This is a genomic window from Pseudomonas sp. NFR02, assembly GCF_900119375.1.
GTDB classification, from domain to species: domain Bacteria; phylum Pseudomonadota; class Gammaproteobacteria; order Pseudomonadales; family Pseudomonadaceae; genus Aquipseudomonas; species Aquipseudomonas paracarnis.
Genome location: NZ_FPJJ01000002.1, coordinates 1 through 18,871 on the forward strand (window position 1 = coordinate 1; position 18,871 = coordinate 18,871).

The 18,871-nt window shown below is 60.7% G+C and carries 17 protein-coding genes and 1 rRNA gene; 10 read left to right on the forward strand and 8 right to left on the reverse strand.

Annotated elements, in window-relative coordinates; all coding sequences use genetic code 11:
• Positions 1-26 precede the first annotated feature (26 nt).
• The 4 genes from rrf to BT199_RS05675 all read left to right on the forward strand — a co-directional run bounded on the left by rrf (position 27) and on the right by BT199_RS05675 (position 3,899).
• A 5S ribosomal RNA gene (gene rrf / locus BT199_RS05660) occupies positions 27-142 on the forward strand.
• A 191-nt stretch (positions 143-333) separates the two neighbouring features.
• Positions 334-993, forward strand: coding sequence for a paraquat-inducible protein A (locus BT199_RS05665; RefSeq protein ID WP_014716779.1), 660 nt, complete (start codon positions 334-336; stop codon positions 991-993).
• The gene (locus tag BT199_RS05670; protein ID WP_072434121.1) at positions 980-1,603 is read left to right on the forward strand and encodes a paraquat-inducible protein A; all 624 of its coding nucleotides are present in this window, start codon (positions 980-982) and stop codon (positions 1,601-1,603) included. Before BT199_RS05665 ends, BT199_RS05670 begins: the two co-directional genes overlap by 14 nt.
• Positions 1,596-3,899: a PqiB family protein gene (locus tag BT199_RS05675; RefSeq protein WP_019817032.1), complete on the forward strand. Its 2,304-nt coding sequence runs from the start codon at positions 1,596-1,598 to the stop codon at positions 3,897-3,899. The genes BT199_RS05670 and BT199_RS05675 overlap by 8 nt, the downstream gene beginning before the upstream one ends.
• Before the next feature lie 186 nt (positions 3,900-4,085).
• Here the strand turns inward: BT199_RS05675 and mksF are convergent, their stop codons facing one another.
• Genes mksF through mksB form a run of 3 tightly spaced genes read right to left on the reverse strand, consistent with a single transcriptional unit; the run spans position 4,086 to position 8,897 of the window.
• Complete coding sequence (gene mksF, locus BT199_RS05680) at positions 4,086-6,926, reverse strand: Mks condensin complex protein MksF (RefSeq protein WP_072434122.1); 2,841 nt, start codon at positions 6,924-6,926, stop codon at positions 4,086-4,088.
• Positions 6,923-7,630: an Mks condensin complex protein MksE gene (mksE, locus tag BT199_RS05685; protein WP_072434123.1), complete on the reverse strand. Its 708-nt coding sequence runs from the start codon at positions 7,628-7,630 to the stop codon at positions 6,923-6,925. The genes mksF and mksE overlap by 4 nt, the downstream gene beginning before the upstream one ends.
• A complete protein-coding gene (gene mksB, locus BT199_RS05690; RefSeq protein WP_014716784.1) occupies positions 7,620-8,897 on the reverse strand; it encodes an Mks condensin complex protein MksB in 1,278 nt (425 codons plus the stop codon). The genes mksE and mksB overlap by 11 nt, the downstream gene beginning before the upstream one ends.
• 187 nt (positions 8,898-9,084) lie before the next feature.
• On the opposite strand from mksB, the gene BT199_RS05695 reads away from it, so the two are divergent.
• Together BT199_RS05695 and rimI are read left to right on the forward strand one after the other, a co-directional pair.
• Complete coding sequence (locus BT199_RS05695; RefSeq protein WP_014716785.1) at positions 9,085-9,831, forward strand: flagellar biosynthesis protein FlhF; 747 nt, start codon at positions 9,085-9,087, stop codon at positions 9,829-9,831.
• Entirely contained in the window at positions 9,824-10,276 is a 453-nt protein-coding gene (rimI, locus tag BT199_RS05700) for a ribosomal protein S18-alanine N-acetyltransferase (protein WP_003188286.1), read from the forward strand. Before BT199_RS05695 ends, rimI begins: the two co-directional genes overlap by 8 nt.
• A gap of 133 nt (positions 10,277-10,409) precedes the next feature.
• Here the strand turns inward: rimI and BT199_RS05705 are convergent, their stop codons facing one another.
• Positions 10,410-10,814: a serine kinase/phosphatase gene (locus BT199_RS05705; RefSeq protein WP_072434124.1), complete on the reverse strand. Its 405-nt coding sequence runs from the start codon at positions 10,812-10,814 to the stop codon at positions 10,410-10,412.
• A gap of 138 nt (positions 10,815-10,952) precedes the next feature.
• Here BT199_RS05705 and can point away from each other — a divergent pair, with 138 nt between their 5' ends.
• Positions 10,953-11,597 (forward strand): carbonate dehydratase, encoded by a 645-nt coding sequence (can, locus tag BT199_RS05710; RefSeq protein WP_003188288.1) that lies wholly within the window; start codon positions 10,953-10,955, stop codon positions 11,595-11,597.
• Here can and BT199_RS05715 read toward each other — a convergent pair.
• The 3 genes from BT199_RS05715 to acpA all read right to left on the reverse strand — a co-directional run bounded on the left by BT199_RS05715 (position 11,594) and on the right by acpA (position 15,243).
• A complete protein-coding gene (locus BT199_RS05715; protein WP_072434125.1) occupies positions 11,594-12,118 on the reverse strand; it encodes an SET domain-containing protein-lysine N-methyltransferase in 525 nt (174 codons plus the stop codon). The genes can and BT199_RS05715 overlap by 4 nt on opposite strands.
• A gap of 135 nt (positions 12,119-12,253) precedes the next feature.
• Complete coding sequence (locus BT199_RS05720; RefSeq protein WP_072434126.1) at positions 12,254-13,423, reverse strand: hypothetical protein; 1,170 nt, start codon at positions 13,421-13,423, stop codon at positions 12,254-12,256.
• 119 nt (positions 13,424-13,542) lie between these two features.
• A complete protein-coding gene (acpA, locus tag BT199_RS05725) occupies positions 13,543-15,243 on the reverse strand; it encodes an acid phosphatase (RefSeq protein WP_072434127.1) in 1,701 nt (566 codons plus the stop codon).
• Between the two features lie 155 nt (positions 15,244-15,398).
• On the opposite strand from acpA, the gene BT199_RS05730 reads away from it, so the two are divergent.
• Together BT199_RS05730 and BT199_RS27375 are read left to right on the forward strand one after the other, a co-directional pair.
• Positions 15,399-15,689, forward strand: a complete 291-nt coding sequence (locus BT199_RS05730; RefSeq protein WP_032893707.1) for a nucleotidyltransferase family protein — start codon at positions 15,399-15,401, stop codon at positions 15,687-15,689.
• 81 nt (positions 15,690-15,770) lie between these two features.
• Positions 15,771-15,908, forward strand: coding sequence for a hypothetical protein (locus tag BT199_RS27375; protein ID WP_230633863.1), 138 nt, complete (start codon positions 15,771-15,773; stop codon positions 15,906-15,908).
• A 68-nt stretch (positions 15,909-15,976) separates the two neighbouring features.
• Here the strand turns inward: BT199_RS27375 and BT199_RS05740 are convergent, their stop codons facing one another.
• Positions 15,977-17,395: a short-chain fatty acid transporter gene (locus BT199_RS05740; RefSeq protein ID WP_003188294.1), complete on the reverse strand. Its 1,419-nt coding sequence runs from the start codon at positions 17,393-17,395 to the stop codon at positions 15,977-15,979.
• Between the two features lie 186 nt (positions 17,396-17,581).
• Between BT199_RS05740 and BT199_RS05745 the strand changes: the two genes are divergently transcribed.
• The gene (locus BT199_RS05745) at positions 17,582-18,871 is read left to right on the forward strand and encodes an MFS transporter (RefSeq protein WP_020301437.1); all 1,290 of its coding nucleotides are present in this window, start codon (positions 17,582-17,584) and stop codon (positions 18,869-18,871) included.

The window sequence follows — 18,871 nt, forward strand, 5'->3', positions numbered from 1 at the left end:
CTGGCCACGACTCAGTACCCGAATTTCTTGACGACCATAGAGCATTGGAACCACCTGATCCCATCCCGAACTCAGCAGTGAAACGATGCATCGCCGATGGTAGTGTGGGGTTTCCCCATGTGAGAGTAGGTCATCGTCAAGATTAAATTCCGAAACCCCAATTGCGAAAGCAGTTGGGGTTTTGTTTTGGGCGCTCGAAAAGTGTCCACCTTGTCCCCGCACGCCTGTCCGCCCCCACCTGCGACCTGACTGGCCCGACAAATTTGCACAGTTATTTCTGAGCGACACCACTAGAATAGCCACCTAACCATTATTAGAGTCAGAGCCCTATCTATGCCCGATCCGGTTGATGCCCGCGAGGTGTCGGATTTACCGCTGGACGACCTGGTGGCATGCCATGAGTGCGACTTGCTGATGCGCAAACCAACGCTCGCCCTCGGCGAAAAAGCCCAATGCCCACGTTGTGGTTACGAGCTATACGCTCATCGGCACAATGTGGTCGAGCGCAGCCTCGCCTTGGTACTGGCAGCCCTGCTGCTGTACATCCCCGCGAACTTTTTGCCCATCATGCAGCTCAATCTACTCGGGCAGTCCTCGGAGGACACCGTGTGGAGCGGCGTGGTCGGCCTGTTCGATACCGGTATGCAAGGCGTTGCCGCCGTAGTGTTCCTGTGCAGCATGGGCATCCCCTTGCTCAAGCTCCTGTGCCAATTGGCAGTGCTGCTCAGCATTCGCTGGAACATCGGTCGCAACTACGGGCTGCTGCTATACCGCATCTACCACCACATGAAGGATTGGGGGATGTTGGAGGTCTACTTGATGGGTGTGCTGGTGGCGATCGTAAAGCTCGCCGATATGGCCTCCATCACCATTGGCCTGGGTCTGGTCTGCTTCGTCAGTTTATTAATAGTCCAAGTTCTGCTTGAGGTGGTGATGTCACCTCATCAGATCTGGCAAGCGCTGTCAGGAGAGGATGACCATGCGGGCGATTGATGCAGGCATTCTGATTTGTACCGAATGTCATGAGTTGAACAAGCAGGAAGCGGATACCGATGAGCAACTCTGCAACCGTTGCGGCGCGTTGATCCATGCCCGTCGCCCTAATAGCCTTACACGCACCTGGGCACTGTTGATCACCGCCGCAATCCTGTATATCCCCGCTAACCTGTTACCCATCATGACGGTCAGCTCCCTCGGGCAAGGCGACCCCAGCACCATCATGTCGGGTGTCATCCAATTGGTGCAGCACGGGATGTTTCCTATCGCTGCCGTGGTGTTCATCGCCAGTATCCTGGTACCGACCTTCAAGTTGGTCGGCATTGGCTTGCTGCTGTTCTCGGTGCAGCGTCACCAGCCACTGTCCGCGCAACAACGCATTGTGATGTATCGCTTTATCGAATTCATTGGGCGTTGGTCCATGCTGGATATTTTCGTGATCGCCATCCTGGTGGCGGTCGTTAACTTTGGGCGACTCGCCAGTGTCGAGGCCAACCTCGGCGCTGCGGCGTTCGCCAGTGTGGTGATCTTGACGATGCTTGCCGCAGTAACTTTCGATCCCCGACTGATTTGGGATAACACGGAGTCGGACGACGACCATGAGTGATTTGCCTAAAGCTAAAACCCGCCCAGCCTCTAACTGGTCGGCCATTTGGGTGTTGCCCCTGATTGCCCTGATCATCGGTGGCTGGCTGGGGTGGCGTGCCTATTCCCAGCAAGGTATCGAGATTCAAGTTCGCTTTGAGAGCGGTGAAGGCATTCAGATCAACAAGACCGAAGTGGTCTACAAAGGCATGACCGTGGGCAAGGTCAAAACCCTGGCCCTGGATGACGAGGGCAGCAATCGCGGGGTGATCGCCACCATCGAGATGAACAAGGACGTTGAGCAGTACCTGAAGACCAACACCCGCTTCTGGTTGGTCAAGCCCAGCGTCAGCCTTGCCGGCATCACCGGCTTGGAAACCCTGGTTTCAGGTAACTACATCGCCGCCAGCCCCGGTGACGGCGAGCCCACGCGCAAGTTCAAGGCGCTCTCCGAAGAACCGCCGTTATCCGACGCCAAGCCCGGCTTGCACCTGACCCTCAAGGCCGATCGCCTGGGCTCGCTGAACCGTGGCAGCCCGGTGTTCTACAAGCAGATTCAGGTCGGCCAGGTTAAAAGCTACCTGCTGTCTGAAGACCAGAGCACCGTCGAGATCAAGGTCTATATCGAGCCGACCTACGCCAACCTGGTGCGCAAACACACGCGTTTCTGGAATGCCAGCGGCATCAGTATCGACGCCAACCTTTCCGGCTTGAAAGTGCGCAGCGAATCCCTCTCCAGCATTGTCGCCGGAGGTATCGCCTTCGCCACTCCTGAAAACCGCAAAGACAGCCCGCCCACCGATCCGAGCCTGCCTTTCCGCCTATACGAAGATTTCGATGCCGCCGCAGCGGGGATCAAGGTCAAGGTCAAGCTCACTGACTTTGAAGGCCTGCAGGCCGGGCGTACGCCGGTCATGTACAAAGGTATCCAGGTTGGCAGCCTGAAAACCCTGAAGATCGATCCGGACCTGTCCAGCGCCAGCGCCGAGCTGACCCTCGATCCATTGGCTGAAGATTACCTGGTCGAAGACACGCAATTCTGGGTGGTCAAGCCGTCCATCTCCCTGGCAGGCATCACTGGCCTGGAGGCCTTGGTCAAGGGCAACTACATCGCGATTCGCCCAGGCGACAAAGGCACCCCGCCACAACGCGAATACGTAGCCCGCGCCAAGGCCCCGCCTTTGGACCTGCGTTCCCCGGGGCTGCACATGGTGCTGCTCACCGACAGCCTGGGCTCGTTGGATGTCGGCAGCCCGATTCTGTACAAACAGGTCAAAGTCGGTTCGGTGCAGAGCTACCAGTTTTCACGCAAGAAAAAACAGCTGGTGATCGGCGTTCATATCGAGAAGGAATACGAAAGCCTGGTCAACGGCTCGACGCGCTTCTGGAATGCCAGCGGCGTCACCCTTACGGGCGGCCTCACCGGCGGCATCCAGGTCAAAAGCGAGTCCCTGGCCAGCCTGATGGCGGGTGGTATCGCCTTCGAAACGCCGGAACCGAATGTGCCATTGAAACATCGCATCCCGCGCTTTCGCCTGTATGCCGACCGTGATGCCGCCAACCAGCACGGCACTCTGGTGACCATCAAAGTCGACCGCGCCGACGGCCTGAGCGCCGGCACACCGGTGCGCTTCAAGGGGTTGGATGTCGGCAAGATCGAAAGTGTCGACCTCAGTGCCGACATGCAGTCGGTGCTGCTCAAGGCGCGTATCACTCAGGTCGCGGACCGCATTGCGCGTACGGGCAGTCAGTTCTGGGTGGTCAAGCCGGAACTGGGCCTGATGAAGACGGCTAACCTGGAGACCCTGGTCACCGGCCAATACATCGAAGTGCAACCGGCCGCGAAAAATGCCGGCCCGCAAAAGAGTTTTGTCGCCCTGGCCCAGCCGCCCGAAGCGGTGCATCAGGAGGCTGGCCTGAGCCTCACACTCAGCGCTGCCCGCCGTGGTTCGCTGAAGGAAGGGGTACCGGTCACCTACCGTGAAGTGACGGTGGGTAAAGTCACCGGCTACGAGTTGGGCCAGACCGCTGACCGCGTGCTGGTGCACATCCTGATCGAACCCAAGTACGCGCCGCTGGTACGCAGTGGCAGCCGCTTCTGGAACACCAGCGGCTTTGGCCTCGACTTCGGCTTGTTCAAGGGCGCGACCGTGCGTACCGAGTCCCTGGAAACGCTGGTGGCCGGCGGGATCGCCTTTGCCACCCCGGATGGCGAGCGCATGGGTAACCCGGCACGGCCGCAGCAGACGTTCCCGTTGTTCGACAAGTTTGAGGATGAATGGCTGACCTGGGCGCCTAAGATTCCACTCGGTAAATAAACCGAGGCGCGGCTATCGCGGGCAAGCCCGGCTCCCACAGTTGGAATGCATACTTGCTGAAAATGCATATCCCTGTGGGAGCCGGGCTTGCCCGCGATGAGGCCCACAAACACACCGCAAATCCCAAACCGAAAAAAAGGCCGCGATCCAAAGGATCGCGGCCTTTTTGCCTTTCAGTACAACCCGTCAGACTTCATCCAGCTCCGGCTCGTCCGCCTGTACATTCATCGTCGCCTTCACCACATCATGGCGACGGATGTACTTCCAGTCCGCCTCATCGATGTAGATCCCGCTCGGCCCGCTGCCGCCTTCCAGGTCAATCGCCACCTGGGCGGACACCTGCGGCTTCACACTGGCCAGGATCGGTACAAAGCCCAATTGCAGGCTGGTTTCCAGCAAGGCGGCCTGGTTCTTCTCATCGATGTCTGCCGCTTCATCGAGGTAGTACGGCAACCGTACGCGACCGGCCTGGTCGCGGTCCATCAAGTGCAGCAACAGGTACATGTTGGTCAGCGCCTTGATGGTCATGGTGGTGCCGTTGGACGCAGCGCCGTCGATGTCGGTATGGATCACCGGCTGGCCGTTGACCTTGGTGATCTCGAACGCCAATTCGAACAAGTCCTTGAGGCCTAACTGGTTATGGTTGGCGGCTACCAGGCGAGCCAGGTATTCCTTGGCTTCTTCGTTCTTGTTGTCCTGTTCGGCGCTCTGGCTGAGGTCGAACACCGAGAGGGTCTCGCCTTCTTCATACTGACCGGCACTGTGGATGATCTGGTCGATATGCTTGAGGGCTTCCTTGTTCGGCGCCAGCACGATGCGAAAGCTCTGCAGGTTGGACACCTGGCGTTTGTTGATCTCGCGGTTGAACAACGCCAACTGGTGTTCAAGGCTGTCGTAGTCGCTGCGGATATTGCGCAGGGTACGGGCGATATCGGTGACCGCCGCACGACGTGCCTTACCAAGCGTCAACGCCTCATCGGTGCGGTGCGCATAAGCGTTGATCAGCAGCTGCAGGCGACGCTCCATGTCATCTTCGCTGTCGAACTTGGCCACGCCCTTGAGACGCACCTGGGCGTACAGCGCTTCGATCTGGCCATCGGCGCGCAGCAAGCCCTGCCAACTGTCCTGATAGTCATTGAGCAGCGGCAGCAGGTTGTCCATGGAGTCGTCGACCGGGTCCATGAATGGCGTGCCGAACGGCAGGTCCGCCGGCAAGAGCTGACGACGGCGCAAGGCGTCATCCAGCGTGCGTTGCTTGGCTTCCATATCGCCGATCTGGCGGCCGACCAATTGCAGCTTGGCCGACAGTTGCTGGACGCGCTCGGTAAAGGCATCGCTGGAACGTTTCAACTCGTCCTGGGCGGCTTCCATCTGCGCCAGGTTTTCCAGCTTCTCGCCTTCTTCGGCGCTCAGGGTCTGGGTGCGGCGGAAGTCTTCCAAAGCCTTCTGGGCGTCCAGCACCTGCTGGTACAGCGCTTCGGTCTGGGTCTTGCTTGCAGCGCGGTCGGACGCCACGGCCTGCTGGGTTTTCAGTTGCTTGAGTTCTTTTTCCAGACGTTCTTTCTGGTCACGCAACGCGGCGCGGTCCGCCAGGGCTTGCAGTGCCGGCGGCTCGATGTGGGAGATATCGATGGACAGCCCCGGCACTTCAAAGCGCTCGCCCTTGAAGCTATCGAGGATCTGCTCCAGGGATTTGACCCACTGGCCGTCTTCGTCCAGCGTGATGCCATGTTCGCCCAGCGGCAGGCTGAACAACGAGCTGTTGAACAGGCGCATCAGGCGCTCGACATCCTGCTGCGAGAACTCTTCGCGCAGCTTGGCGTAGCTGTTGTTGTCCGCGTGATCGAGCTGCTGCTTGACCGACTTCAAGCGCTTTTCCAGGTCGCGCAGGCGCTCGTCCAGGTCCTCGGCGCTGAACTGTCGCGACTGCGCCAAGGCGCCCGCCAGTTCATCGTGGGCGTCTTTGGCGGCGAGCAGTTGTTGCTCCAGCATCTTGACGTCATCCACCAGGGCAAAGCGATGCTTGAGCACCGACAACTCGCCCAACCAACGCTGGATGCCGCTGATTTCGCGCTCCAGGCGCATCAGCTCTTGGGTGCCGCCGCGCTGGTCGTTTTGCAGCGCGTCCTGCTCGTTGCGGTAGTGTTCGGCCTGGATGGTCAGCTCTTCCTTGCGCGCACTGGCGTAGTCCGACCAAGTGCCCAGCAATGAATCCAGCAGTGGCGACAGGCGATGCAGTTTGCCGCGCAGGGCGTCGCGCTGTTTCACGCCATTGGCCAAGGCTTCAACCAAGGGGCCGGCTGCCACCAGCGAGTTGTAGTCCTGCTCCATGCGTCGCACATCGCGGAAGGCTTCTTCACAGGCTGCGATGTAATCGACACTGCCCGAACGCAGGCTGTGTTCGAAGGCATCAAGGAACAGTTGCTTGAGCTTGGCCGCGGTGATTTCGCGCATGTGTAGCAGGTTGATAAACAGCGCGCGGAACGTCTTCAGGCTCTGCTCGCTGGTGGAGCGCAGCGGAATCAGGGTCAGGTCCAGCGGGATCGACGTATGCCCGCCCACCAGCAAGCGCCGCAGCTCATCAGGCTTGAGTTCGTAGGCTTTGAGGCCCTCGCGCTCAAGGTTGGTGAACAGCTCTTTCTGGCGCAGGCAGGTGTCGTTTTTCTGGTAGTGGGCCAGGTCCAGCTTGCCGGCGTAGGCAAAGAACTGATGACCAAAGCCGCCGCCCGGGCCGCGGCCGACCACGCCGATGACGTGGGGGCCGTGGGGCAGCGAGACTTCTACCAGGATGTAGCTGGTGTCGGTGGCAAAGTAGAAACGCCGTGATTGTTCCAGGGTGTACTTGCCGAAGCTCATGTCCGACATACGTGCCAGGATCGGGAACTGCAAGGCGTTGATCGAGGCGGATTTACCCAGGTTGTTGGCGCCGTACACCGACAGCGGCTCTTCCAGCGGGAACAAACCCAGGCTGTAACCGGCGGTGTTCAATAGGGCGAAGCGGCGGATGCCGTAGCGTTCCTTACTCATGCGTCGGTCTCCTGTTCTTCGGCAATGGCACGGGCCAGGGCATCTTCTTCGCTTTCCTCAGTGAAGGCGCTCAAATCCAGCGGGTCATCGGTCTTCAGCAGTTTCTCATCGCTGTCTTCGTCGATAATCACCGGTTCTGGCAGTGGCAGTACGCTGTGCACGCTGGCGGCGAGGTCGCGGTCTTGCTGCACCGACAGGCACACATCCAGGAAGCGGTGCATCGGCGGCAGGAAGCGGTAGATACCGTTGTCTTCGCTGGCAAAACCCAGTTGGGTCATGCGGCGCATGATTTTTTCTTCGAGTTCTTCCTGGGTTTGCACCTCGGCCTGGATAAACAGGTCACGGTATTTCTCCAGCAACGAAGGCAATTCATCACGGCCCAGGCTGCCGCCGTCGAGCACGGCAACCGGGTCGCGGCCTTGGTCGGCCAGGTGTTCGACGATGATGAAAGTAAACAAGGCCAGGCGCTGGGCGGTTTTGTTCACCTGCGCGGCAGCCACGGCGGTGTCCGGGACGAAGTAGTAGAAACCGCGGGTATCGCATACCAGCTCAAAGCCCAGCGCCTTGAACAGCGTGCGGTACTGGTCCTGGAAGTTCGACAATTGCGCGTACAGCTCCGGGTCGCGGCGGCTGACGTGGTAACCCTTGAACAGCTCGCGAAAGATCGGCGCCAGTTGGGACAGTTCGGATAGATCAAGATGCATAAGGCGTGCTCGCAGAATTCTCGGTGGCATCGACGCCGGCCGGGAGCAGGGCGAAGGAGCGCAGGCTGACCTGGTGCTCGTGGGTGTGGTAATCGCGACGTTCCAGGCGCTCGCGCTTGAAGCGTTTTTCCCGGGACAGGCGCGAGAACCAGTACAGCAATTCATCGGTGGCGCCGTCCGGTTCCTGCTCCAGCAGCCAGGTCATCAGGTCCGGCATTGGCAACGCGTCTTCGCAGCGTTCAAGCATTTCCTTGACCGTACGCGGTGCGCGCGGGGCTTCGCCTTTGTGGGACTTGTGCGCCTTGGGGAAACGCGCCGGTTTCGGCTCGAAATTCGCCAAGGCGTACACATAGGCTTCGACCTGGCTGGCACTGCCCAAGAAGGTACTTTGCGGCCGCGTGAACATCGGCATCGCCGCTTGCGGCACCGCGTCCAGGCCTTTGCGGCGAATCGCCGACAGGGCCAGCGCCGCACCGCGAGTCACGGCGTTATGCCGGCGTGCTTCTTCACGCAGCGGCAGCAGCAACTCCCGTGCATGGCGCAAGGTCAGCTGGGCGCTGGTTTGCATTTCGAGAATGCGTGCGTGGGTGCGCAGCAGCATGTCGTCGTCCACCAGGTGGCCAAGACGCTGTTGCTCGGTGAGCATGCGCAGCAGCACGTTTTCCACCTTACGCACGCCTTGCTCGAAGGCGCCGTCGGCGTTCACCAACTGGATCATCGGCTCGACGTATTCGTCCCAGGTCGCCAGTACTTCGGCGTAGCGCTGGCGCAACGGAATCTGGCGGTCGCTGGTCTTGGCGCGGTCAGCCACGGCGGCGAGGGCCTGTTCGTCGTTGGCAAGTTTTTTCAGCACGTCGCGCACGCGCATATCCAGCAGGCGCAGTTGCCGAGCCAGGTCATGGCCGTCGCGGATGTCGAAGGCGTCCTGGATATAACCGGCCAGGCGCTCCAGGTGGCGCAGGTAGGCTTCGATTTCCAGGCACAGGCCAAGCCGGTGCTCCTTGCGAAGATAGGCGAGGAAGTCGTGGATCTGCGCGTTGAGCTCGAAACGGTTCGGGCTCTTGGCGACAGGCACCAGGATATCCAGGCGAATCCACACGTCCAGCAGGCTGGTGATGTCCTGGGGCGTGCTGTCCAGTTGTTGGGCGGCCAATTGCGCGCGCAGCTCGCCCAGGCTCAGGGTGCCTTGGTCGAAGTGTTCGCACAGAGGCTCAAGTAAGGCCCAGTGTTCGGCGAGGGCGCGCAGGACGCGCTTGGGTTCGATCATGGGAATGGCCGGCTGGTTGGCGATTAAAAGTCGCGATTGTACTGCATCAGGCGCGGGATTTATCCACAGCCGGTCAGTGCGCAGTGGGCGATTGTGGCCGAACAGCGGTAGAATCCCCGCTCTTTACTTATCCACAAGTGGCCGAGCTGTGCTTATCGAGTCCCGACGTCGCGCTTACTTGACCGCCATGCAGGTGGTCAACTGGCTGCCCCGCACCGAACTGCCGTTTGCCGCACCATCGCGGCCCGAGTTGTTGCAGGCGCTTGAGCCCTACGAGGCGTTCGAGTCGTCGGGAGAAGAGGCGGCCGCGCCCGTGGCGGTGGTCAAACCCACCCCAGAGACGCGCCCGGCGGTCGAGCGGGCCAAGATCGAAGTGCCGCGCCCTGCGCCGGCGACCAAGGCTGCCAAGGTGGTGGAGGAGGCTGCGCCGGTGGCCAAGGCGCCCGTGGTGCCGCCGCCACGCTTTGCCCTGCAATTGCTGCGGGCCGGGCGTTGCCTGTTGCTGGTGGAACTGCCGACCGGCGAGCGTTTCCAGTCCCGCGACCCGGCCTACCTGTTGCTCAAGGACATGCTGCGCGCCGCCGGCCTGCCTGACAGTCCTCAGATAGTCGGTGAGCCGGTGCGCTGGCCGCTGCTGGTGCGCGGCACCATGGACCAGGGCCCGGAGGCCGCACGAGATTTCGTCCAGGGGTTTGTCTCGGCACGCCTGGAAGACGAGCCCTGCGTGTGCCTGTGGCTGATTGGCCTGCCCGCCGTGCGGTTTGCCGGTGAAGCCAACGCCGAGGCCTGGTACCGCGAGCTGCAGGTTGAAGGCCTGGGTTCGGTGTGGGCCCTGCCGGGCCTGGAATTATTAATGGAAGAGCCACAGCGTAAGGCTGATGTCTGGCAAGCCATGCGCCGGCTGATGGCGCGCTGGAAAACAACTGATGAGTGAGGCTTTATCCTTTCGCCCGATGACCGAGGCCGACCTCGACGCCGTGCTGAAAATCGAATACGCGGCGTTCAGCCACCCCTGGACCCGCGGGATTTTTCTCGACGGGCTGGGCAAGTACCAGATCTGGCTGATGTTCGAAGGCGAGCAGCAAGTGGGTCACGGGGTGGTGCAGATCATTCTCGATGAAGCGCACTTGCTGAACATTACTGTGAAGCCGGAAAACCAGGGCCGTGGTTTGGGCCTTGCTTTGCTGGAACACCTGATGTCCCGTGCCTATGCGGCCAATGCCCGGGAGTGCTTCCTGGAAGTGCGCGACAGCAATACCGGCGCGTTTCGCCTGTATGAGCGTTATGGCTTCAACGAGATCGGCCGTCGCCGGGATTACTACCCGGCAGTCGGTGGCCGCGAAGACGCGGTTGTGATGGCCTGCACCCTCGTCGACTGAAAAACCGTGAGCTGTAGGAGCGAGCTTGCTCGCGAAAAACGTCAACGATAACGCGTGCTTCCTGGATGAACGCGTCGCCTGTGGGTTTTTCGCGAGCAAGCTCGCTCCTACACTTACATAGGGTGATGATCGATCAGCGCTTGCGGTTCAGCGGGTCCAGATCCGCCAGTTCCGCCTCATCCAAGCCATTCCCGCCACCAATGTCATTTTCTCCCACGACGCTCAAGTCATAGTCGGCGGCATTGTCTTCGCCTTCCTCCTGCGCATCCCGCGCGCCATCCTCACGGATCAGCGTCTGCGGGCTCATATCGTCATCGGTGGATTCATGATCATCCGTCGAAGCGCCGGTCAGCCCGGCTTCGCGCACCCGTTCGTCGGGCATCAGATGGTCGCGCTCACGGCGCGGCAGCTCGTCGCCGATTTCCGCAGTCTGGTCCTGCTCGTCAAAATCCAGCTCGCGCATCTCACCCATGCGGTCTTCGTTGTCATCGATCGGTTCCGGCTGTGTTGCGCCGTAGGGACGTCGTGATTCAGTCATGGCCAATCCTCATACTGTGGGGCTTATAGTGTGTGGACAGGCATGGCAGCCAAAAAATTCAAGCTAATTAGCGCCTGGCGTGACCCGGACGAGGGCTTGTCAGTCACAAACCTGCGCATCATTCCTGAGGCTTCCCTGATGAACGAACTACAAGACCTGCTTGATAACAACGAACGCTGGGCGGATGCGATCAAACAGGAAGATCCCGAATTCTTCGCCAAGCTCGCCCGCCAGCAGACCCCGGAATACCTGTGGATCGGATGTTCCGATGCCCGTGTACCGGCCAACGAGATCGTCGGCATGTTGCCTGGTGACCTGTTCGTGCACCGCAACGTGGCCAACGTGGTGCTGCACACTGACCTCAACTGCCTGTCGGTGATCCAGTACGCGGTGGACGTGCTCAAGGTCAAACACATCCTCGTCACCGGCCACTACGGCTGTGGCGGCGTGCGTGCGTCGATGCAGGACCGCCAGTTCGGCCTGATCGATGGCTGGCTGCGCACCATTCGCGACCTTTACTACGAAAACCGCGATGTGCTGGCCCAGTTGCCGACCGAAGAAGAGCGTGTGGACCGCATGTGCGAGCTCAACGTGATCCAGCAGGTGGCCAACGTCGGCCACACCAGCATTGTGCAAAATGCCTGGCATCGTGGGCAGAGCCTGTCGATCCATGGCTGCATCTATGGCATCAAGGACGGTCGCTGGAAGAGTTTGAACACCACCATCAGTGGCTTCGAGCAACTGCCGCCGCAATACCGCCTGCGTCCGTTGGGCGAAGCCTAAGGTCGTTTGTGCTCACGCCACCAGGCCATGAAGGCCTGGCCTTCGGCGTTCAGCGGCTCCTTGCTGCCGGCGATCCAGCCCCGGCAGTTCAGCTCGCCGCAATGGCAAGCGAACTGCCGGGCCAGTGTGTCTTCGGTGGTGGCGTAATCCAGCGTCAGCAAGCTGCCGGCGCCGATGGGTTGCACCGTCCATAGCTCCAGGTACGTCGTGTCTAGAAACACGTTCGGGTTGCAGGAGTGCTGTAACAGGCCGCAGAGCCAACAATCGTACAAGTGGATGCGGGGTGACAGTTGCAGCGTGTACGGGCGCCGTTCGCTCACGGCATAACCGGAAACCTTAGCAATGCGCGTGCGACTCTCAAAGGCCACGCGCGCCGTGACCCTGGCCGCAACCCCTTCAGCCTCTTGCTTGACCTCAAAGTGCTCGGTCGAGGGGTAACCCTGTTCCACGAGCAGCGTCTTGAAGGGATAGAGGCAGTCATTCACAGCCGTTTCAGCCTTATCCATGGCTCGAGTTTTCATCACTCTCCTGAGCGGGGCTGCATGGACCTGCGGGTGTGACGGCTAGTCTTGCAGCAAATGGGCGCGGCCCAAGATTCGCCGAAGTGGGATCCGATTTCTACTGTCAAAGTTGACAGTAGAAACGGTTTATTCACCTTAAAGCGCAGGGGCCGTGACGGTGGGGGCGGGGGCGGCATTTCTCAGCTGTTTCAACTGCGCCTTGATGGGCGCTGTGGCGCACTTGGCGTTGGCCTGCTCGGGTGTCAGGTGGCGCACCGAGGTGTAGAACAACTCACACGTCTGCTCCTTGCGCGTGACCTGCCACGTGTTCTGGCAGGCCTTGAGCAATACATTTGCATCGCTGGCGGGCTTCTGGCCCATGCCGGCTTGCCAGCAGGCGGCGCTCAAGTCCTGGCCCATCACTTTCAAGCCGGCGTCGTCGGCTTTTTGCTCGTCACCGTCATAGCTGTCGGGGCTGGCGGCATACCAAATGTAGCTGGGGTGGTTGGCGCCCAATACCGAGACGGTTTTGCCAGGCTCCGGGCTGATCTGCGCCAGGCTCAGCACGCCCACGGTTTGCCCGTATTGTTGCTGGATCCAGCTACGCACCGGCGCGCCGAAGGCCACCATCGGCAATGCGCCGCCAGGGCGCAGGCTCAGCTCCTTGACCATGCGGGTCTGGTAGTCGGTGAAATACCCGTAGACAGTTTCCAAGTCTTTGCCGGCATTGGACGGTGCAGCGATGGGCGCGATATCGATGATGGTCTGGTACGCCGGCGTTTCCGTGGCCGGTACGCCATTTTCGCTTAACAAGGTGGCCCAGCGGTCGGTGGTGGCCGATTCCAGGTAATCCTGAGCCTGGGTCAGCGAGTAATCCGGAGGGAAGTGCAACAGCTCAATGCTTTTGCGGTTTTCCAAGGCCATGCCTAACGGCAGGAACAGGTACCAGTTGTAGGCCCATTTGCCATCGCTGTTGAGCTGGCGCGCACCTTGGTAAGCCAGGTCGGCGGTATTGAGCAGCGTGGTCAGTGGCTGGCCGTAACCGTCTGGCACGCCGCTGAAGGTCGCCGTGACCTGACCGTCGTGGGTCTTAACACTGACCTTGGCCCGGCTGTAACCGTCACGTTGCAGGCTCTGGTTCAAATAGTGTTCGGCCGTCTGCTCCAGTGACCATGGCCGAAAGCAGATCACGTTGCAGTTATTGGGGTACGCGAACAACTGGGTGACGCGCTGCGTGCTGCCCAGTGGCACCTCGATGTCGGCCTGTACGACCGCACTCGCCAGTAGTGCGGCGAGGGTGAAGGACAGCCTGGTCGGTTTAAACATAGTCAATTCCTTGTCAGCGAAGCCCGTCTGCGCGGGATGGAAGCCCACCTGCACACAGTAGCGGCTGACCAGGAAAATCGCGTGTTAAATCGCCCGGCATGTCGTTATTGGATAAGCCCCTACAGGCTGAACTGCAGAGCATTGCTCAGATCGCCCATGGGCTTCTGGCCGCGCGCGATCATCGCGTCATCACGCTGCTTGAGGCCGTCCAGGGTCTCCAATTGGAACACCCGGGTGATCAAACGCAGGATCGATGCCGTGTCGTACACCGTATGGTCCACCGTGCCTTTGCGGGCAAACGGCGACACCACCAGCGCCGGAACCCGCGAGCCTGGGCCCCAGCGGTCACCCTGGGGCGGCGCCACGTGGTCCCACCAGCCGCCGTTTTCATCCACGGTCACCACCACCACCATGTTTTTCCACTGCGGGCTTTCTTGCAGCACCTTCAAGGCGCGGGCGATATGGCGGTCGCCCGAGGCCACGTCGGCATAACCGGCGTGCATGTTCAGGTTGCCCTGGGGTTTGTAGAAGCTCACGGCGGGCAGCTTGCCGGTCTGGGCGTCGGCGAAGAACCGGTTGGTGCTCGACTCATCGCCCAAGCCACCGTCACGCAAGCGCTTGGCACGTTCTGCGGGGTTTTGCGGCCCTTGCTGTTTGAAGTAATTGAACGGCTGGTGGTGGTACTGGAAATTCGGAATCTTGGGGATGCCGCCGGAGTCCTTGAACTGCTCCAGGGTGGCTTGCCACGCACCGGCGTACCAGGCCCAGTCGATGTTCTTCTTCGACAGCTTGTCGCCAATATGCTCGTGGGTTTGCGGCACCAGCACATTGGGCAGGTCGGGCTTGGAATAATCCGGGTTCTGCGGGTCGCGGATCCAGGTGGGCCAGTAGGGCGGGGCCAGGGTGTTTACCCCGTAACCATCGGGTGTCAGTGCGCTGGGGCCGAATTGCGGCGGGCCGGTCATGGCGCTGGCCGGTGACGTGTCCAAGGGTTTGAGGCGTGTGCCGCGAGGGTCATCGCTTTGCAGCGTGGCGATCTGCGCTTTGGCCACCGACTGCGCGGCATTGGGATAAAACGGCGCGGTGGCGCTGATCAGGTACTGGTGGTTAAGGAACGAGCCACCAAACGCGCCCTGGAAGAAGTTATCGCACAGCACAAACTCCTTGGCCACGTCCCACAGGCGCAGGGCATAACGGCTTTGGGCGTAATGGCCCATCACCAGCCCACCGGAATCGCCCCAGGCGACAAAACCATCATTCTTGCCGCCGTTGATCTGCATCTGGTTCTGGTAGAACACGTGCCACAGGTCGCGAGTCACCAGGCTCAATGGCAGGTCTTCGCCCTGCGGGCCTTTGAGGGCAAACGGCGCGTTGGGCAGGTTTTGCTGGAATTGCACTTCGCTGGGGTAAGTCACCCCGTCCACCGTTTGTGGGCCGACTTGCAACACACCGCCCCAGCTCGGTGGCAGGGCAGGCAATACGCTGCCATCGCGGTCGCGCTGCTGGAAGTCCTTGGCGGTTAACGCCGACAGCGGTTTCTCCACCCCGGGGAAATCTGCGAACAGATTGTTGAAGCTGCGGTTCTCGGCGTAAATCACCACCACGGTTTTCACCTGCTCGCGCAGCGCTTTGTCCAGTTCCTGGGGCGTGAGCGGCCGCGTCACGGGTGGGCTCGGTGCTTCGCTGGTATTGCCGCAGGCACTCAAGGTTGCACCCACCCCCAACACCGCCGCACCGCCGAGGAAGCGCCGACGGCTGGTGTCTACCGGCGTTTTGGGGGCGCAGTCGTGGGCAGGGTGGTCGTTGTGCTCGTCACTCATTGCGAGGAATCCTTGGCGAGATGTTGCAAGATATTTCGCAGGACGGTAGCAATGGAATGTGACGGAACAAAGACAGGCGTGTGATGGGCGGGGCGTGTCTACACAGCTCAAGCGCTGCTAGACTGCCCTTCTGATGCACATCACTGAGATGAGTCGTGAGACCTTCAACTGCACTTGATCTGCAACGAACGGCTGTACGAGAAGTGGTCGGACGTTTCCGTATTTCCAATCCCAGAGTATTTGGGTCGGTACTGATGGGGACTGACCAAGAAGGCAGTGATCTTGATTTGCTGGTAGACGCGCCGCCGGGCACAACGCTCTTTGATCTCGGTGGGTTGCAGGTCGAGCTTGAGGACTTGCTCGGCGTTAATGTCGACCTGCTTACGCCTGGCGACTTGCCTTTGAAGTTTCGCGATAAAGTGCTAGCGGAGGCCCGGCCAGTATGACGGAAAGTCGGCTAGGGGATTATCTGGCAAGCTGCCACTGACGCGATCACTTTTGTAGAGGGCTTGAGCAAAGAAGAGTTTTTGGAGGACCGGCGAACACAACAAGCTGTGGTCATGAGCCTGATCATCATTGGTGAAGTGTCGACGAAAATCATGGATCAGCATCCGGACTTCGCGGCACGCCATTCACATATTCCTTGTACAGAGTGCATTACCTGATCTATTGGCACGCCTTCCTGTAAATCCTTGACCGCAACTGTTTACCAACAGTTGCGGTCACCCGTTATTCAGGGCATCACAGGCGGCAAATACTTCAGCGTCGTTCCCAACGCCCACAGCAGAAACAACACCAGCGGCGTATGCACCAGCAACTGCACAAATGAAAACCCGATCAAATCCCGCGCCTTCAGGCCCAGCACACCCAGCAACGGCAACATATAAAACGGGTTGATCAAGTTCGGCAGCGCCTCGGCGGCGTTGTAGATCTGCACCGCCCAGCCCAGGTGGTATTGCAGGTCATTGGCCACTTGCATCACATACGGCGCTTCGATGATCCACTTGCCGCCACCCGAGGGGATGAAGAAGCCCAGCACTGCCGAGTACACACCCATCAGCAGGGCGTAGGTGTCGTGTGAGGCGATGGAGGTGAAGAACGTCGAGATGTGGTGCGCCAGGGTCTGGCCGTCGCCGCCCTTGACTACCGTCATCAGCGCGGCGATCGAACCGTACAGCGGGAACTGGATCAGCACGCCGGTGGTGGTCGGCACCGCACGGGCCACGGCATCGAGGAAGCTGCGCGGGCGCCAGTGCAGCAGCGCGCCCACCATGATGAACAGGAAGTTATAGGTATTGAGCCCCGAGATGGCGCTGATTGCCGGCTTGGTCGAGAACTCATGGAACAGCCAGCCGGCCGCCAGCAACGCCAGCAGAATGGTCAGCAACGGGCTGTGTTCCAGCCATTCACCGGGGCGTGTCGGCGCCTGTGGCTTGGGCAGGTTGAAGGCCGGGTCAATGCCGCAGGCCTTGGCATCCCGGGCGCTGTTGGGGCCAGGAGCGGTGGCGTAGGCGATGATCAGCGACACTACGATCAGCGCCAGCAACAGCACGCCGGATTGCCACAAAAAAATAGTCTCGGTGAACGGGATCATGCCGGTGATCGACAGAATCGACGGCGGCAAGCTGGCCGGGTTGGCCTGCAACTGCGCGGCCGACGACGACAGCCCCAGCGCCCATACGGCCCCCAGGCCCAGGTACGCTGCAGCGCCAGCGGCACGGTAGTCCATGCGCAAGTCCGTGCGCCGGGCCAATGCCCTTACCAACAAACCGCCGAACACCAGGGACAGGCCCCAGTTAAGCAATGAAGCCACCATGGAAATCAACGCCACCCAGGCCACGGCCGAACGGCCATTCTTGGGAATACGTGCCAGGCGGTCGATCAATTTTACTGCGGGTGGTGAGCTGGCGACCACGTAACCGCCGATCACCACAAAGGCCATCTGCATGGTGAACGGGATCAGGCTCCAGAACCCATCGCCAAATGCCTTGGCCGCTTCGGCCGGTGCGGCGCCCATGCCCAGGGTCGCGACGGCGACGATAATCACGGCGAGGGCGGCAAACACCCAGGAGTCAGGAAACCAGCGCTCGGCGAAGTTGGAGCAACGCAGGGCAAATCGGGCATAGCGGCTGTCTTCGATAGCATCGGCCACGAGTCTTTCCTCTTGTAGTTATTATGGGGTTTGGCAGTTTTACGGCATGTTCCTCTACGGCCATTGATTTGGGAATGTTGTTATCTTCAACGATCAATGAGTAAAACAAATATATCCGCCGCGATTGCCATCGATGGGCTCAGCTCATAACCTGCACGCCATTTTGTTTGTCTGCCGAGCCTGCACATGACTGCCACCTTTTCCCCACGGGCGCAGCGTTTTTCCCGCTCCGACTACAAAACTCTGGGCCTGGCCGCCTTGGGTGGAGCCCTGGAAATCTACGACTTCATTATCTTCGTGTTCTTTGCGCTGACCCTTAGCCAACTGTTCTTCCCCCCAGAAATGCCCGAGTGGCTGCGCCTGCTGCAAAGCTTTGGCATCTTCGTCACCGGTTACCTCGCCCGTCCACTGGGCGGCATCCTGATGGCGCACTTTGCAGACCACCTGGGACGCAAGCGCGTCTTCAGCCTGAGCATTCTCATGATGGCCTTGCCCTGCCTGCTGATCGGCGTCATGCCGACCTACGCGCAAATCGGCTATTTCGCCCCGCTGATCCTGCTGGCGCTGCGCGTGCTGCAAGGCGCAGCGGTGGGCGGCGAAGTGCCCAGCGCCTGGACCTTCGTCGCCGAGCACGCACCGCGTCACCATCGTGGCTATGCCTTGGGTTTTTTGCAGGCCGGCCTGACCTTCGGTTACCTGCTGGGGGCACTGACCGCCACTTTGCTCGCGCAAGTCTTCACCCCCGCCGAGATCCTCGACTACGCCTGGCGCTTCCCCTTCCTGCTGGGCGGGGTATTCGGCGTGATCGGCGTATGGCTGCGCCGCTGGCTCAGCGAGACCCCGGTATTCCTAGAGATGCAGGCGCGTCGCCAGGCCGCTGCCGAAATGCCCTTGCGCACCGTGCTGCGCGACCATCGCGCCGTGCTGCTGCCGGCGATGATCCTCACCTGCGTGCTGACGTCTGCCGTGGTGGTGCTGGTGGTCATCACCCCGACCATGATGCAGAAAACCTTCGGCATGAGCCCCAGCCATACCTTCGCTCTGAGTGCCCTGGGCATCGTCTTCCTGAATATCGGCTGCGTCCTCGCCGGCCTGCTGGTGGACCGCATCGGCGCGTGGCGCGCGGTATTGGTCTACAGCCTGTTGCTGCCGGTGGGCATTGCGCTGCTGTACGCCAGCCTGATCGCCGGCGGCGTGTGGCTCGGCGCGGCGTATGCCGTGGCGGGCCTGAGTTGCGGCGTGGTGGGCGCGGTGCCGTCGGTGATGGTCGGGCTGTTTCCGGCGCAGGTGCGGGTGTCGGGCATTTCCTTCACCTACAACATTGCCTACGCACTCTGGGCAAGTACTACACCGTTGTTGTTGATCGCGCTGATGCCAACCAGCCCGTGGATCTGCGTGGGGTATTGCGTGGTGATGGGGGCGGTCGGGGTAGCGAGTGTGGCGCTGTTTGGCAAGCGCCACACCTTGGCCGCCTGA

What these genes read in the sequence shown, in the direction of transcription:
- BT199_RS05665 (WP_014716779.1), top strand. Translation starts at nt 334, where the DNA reads ATGCCCGATCCGGTTGATGCCCGCGAGGTGTCGGATTTACCGCTGGAC.
- BT199_RS05670 (WP_072434121.1), top strand. Translation starts at nt 980, where the DNA reads ATGCGGGCGATTGATGCAGGCATTCTGATTTGTACCGAATGTCATGAG.
- BT199_RS05675 (WP_019817032.1), top strand. Translation starts at nt 1,596, where the DNA reads ATGAGTGATTTGCCTAAAGCTAAAACCCGCCCAGCCTCTAACTGGTCG.
- mksF (WP_072434122.1), bottom strand. Translation starts at nt 6,926, where the DNA reads ATGAGTAAGGAACGCTACGGCATCCGCCGCTTCGCCCTATTGAACACC.
- mksE (WP_072434123.1), bottom strand. Translation starts at nt 7,630, where the DNA reads ATGCATCTTGATCTATCCGAACTGTCCCAACTGGCGCCGATCTTTCGC.
- mksB (WP_014716784.1), bottom strand. Translation starts at nt 8,897, where the DNA reads ATGATCGAACCCAAGCGCGTCCTGCGCGCCCTCGCCGAACACTGGGCC.
- BT199_RS05695 (WP_014716785.1), top strand. Translation starts at nt 9,085, where the DNA reads ATGCAGGTGGTCAACTGGCTGCCCCGCACCGAACTGCCGTTTGCCGCA.
- rimI (WP_003188286.1), top strand. Translation starts at nt 9,824, where the DNA reads ATGAGTGAGGCTTTATCCTTTCGCCCGATGACCGAGGCCGACCTCGAC.
- BT199_RS05705 (WP_072434124.1), bottom strand. Translation starts at nt 10,814, where the DNA reads ATGACTGAATCACGACGTCCCTACGGCGCAACACAGCCGGAACCGATC.
- can (WP_003188288.1), top strand. Translation starts at nt 10,953, where the DNA reads ATGAACGAACTACAAGACCTGCTTGATAACAACGAACGCTGGGCGGAT.
- BT199_RS05715 (WP_072434125.1), bottom strand. Translation starts at nt 12,118, where the DNA reads ATGAAAACTCGAGCCATGGATAAGGCTGAAACGGCTGTGAATGACTGC.
- BT199_RS05720 (WP_072434126.1), bottom strand. Translation starts at nt 13,423, where the DNA reads ATGTTTAAACCGACCAGGCTGTCCTTCACCCTCGCCGCACTACTGGCG.
- acpA (WP_072434127.1), bottom strand. Translation starts at nt 15,243, where the DNA reads ATGAGTGACGAGCACAACGACCACCCTGCCCACGACTGCGCCCCCAAA.
- BT199_RS05745 (WP_020301437.1), top strand. Translation starts at nt 17,582, where the DNA reads ATGACTGCCACCTTTTCCCCACGGGCGCAGCGTTTTTCCCGCTCCGAC.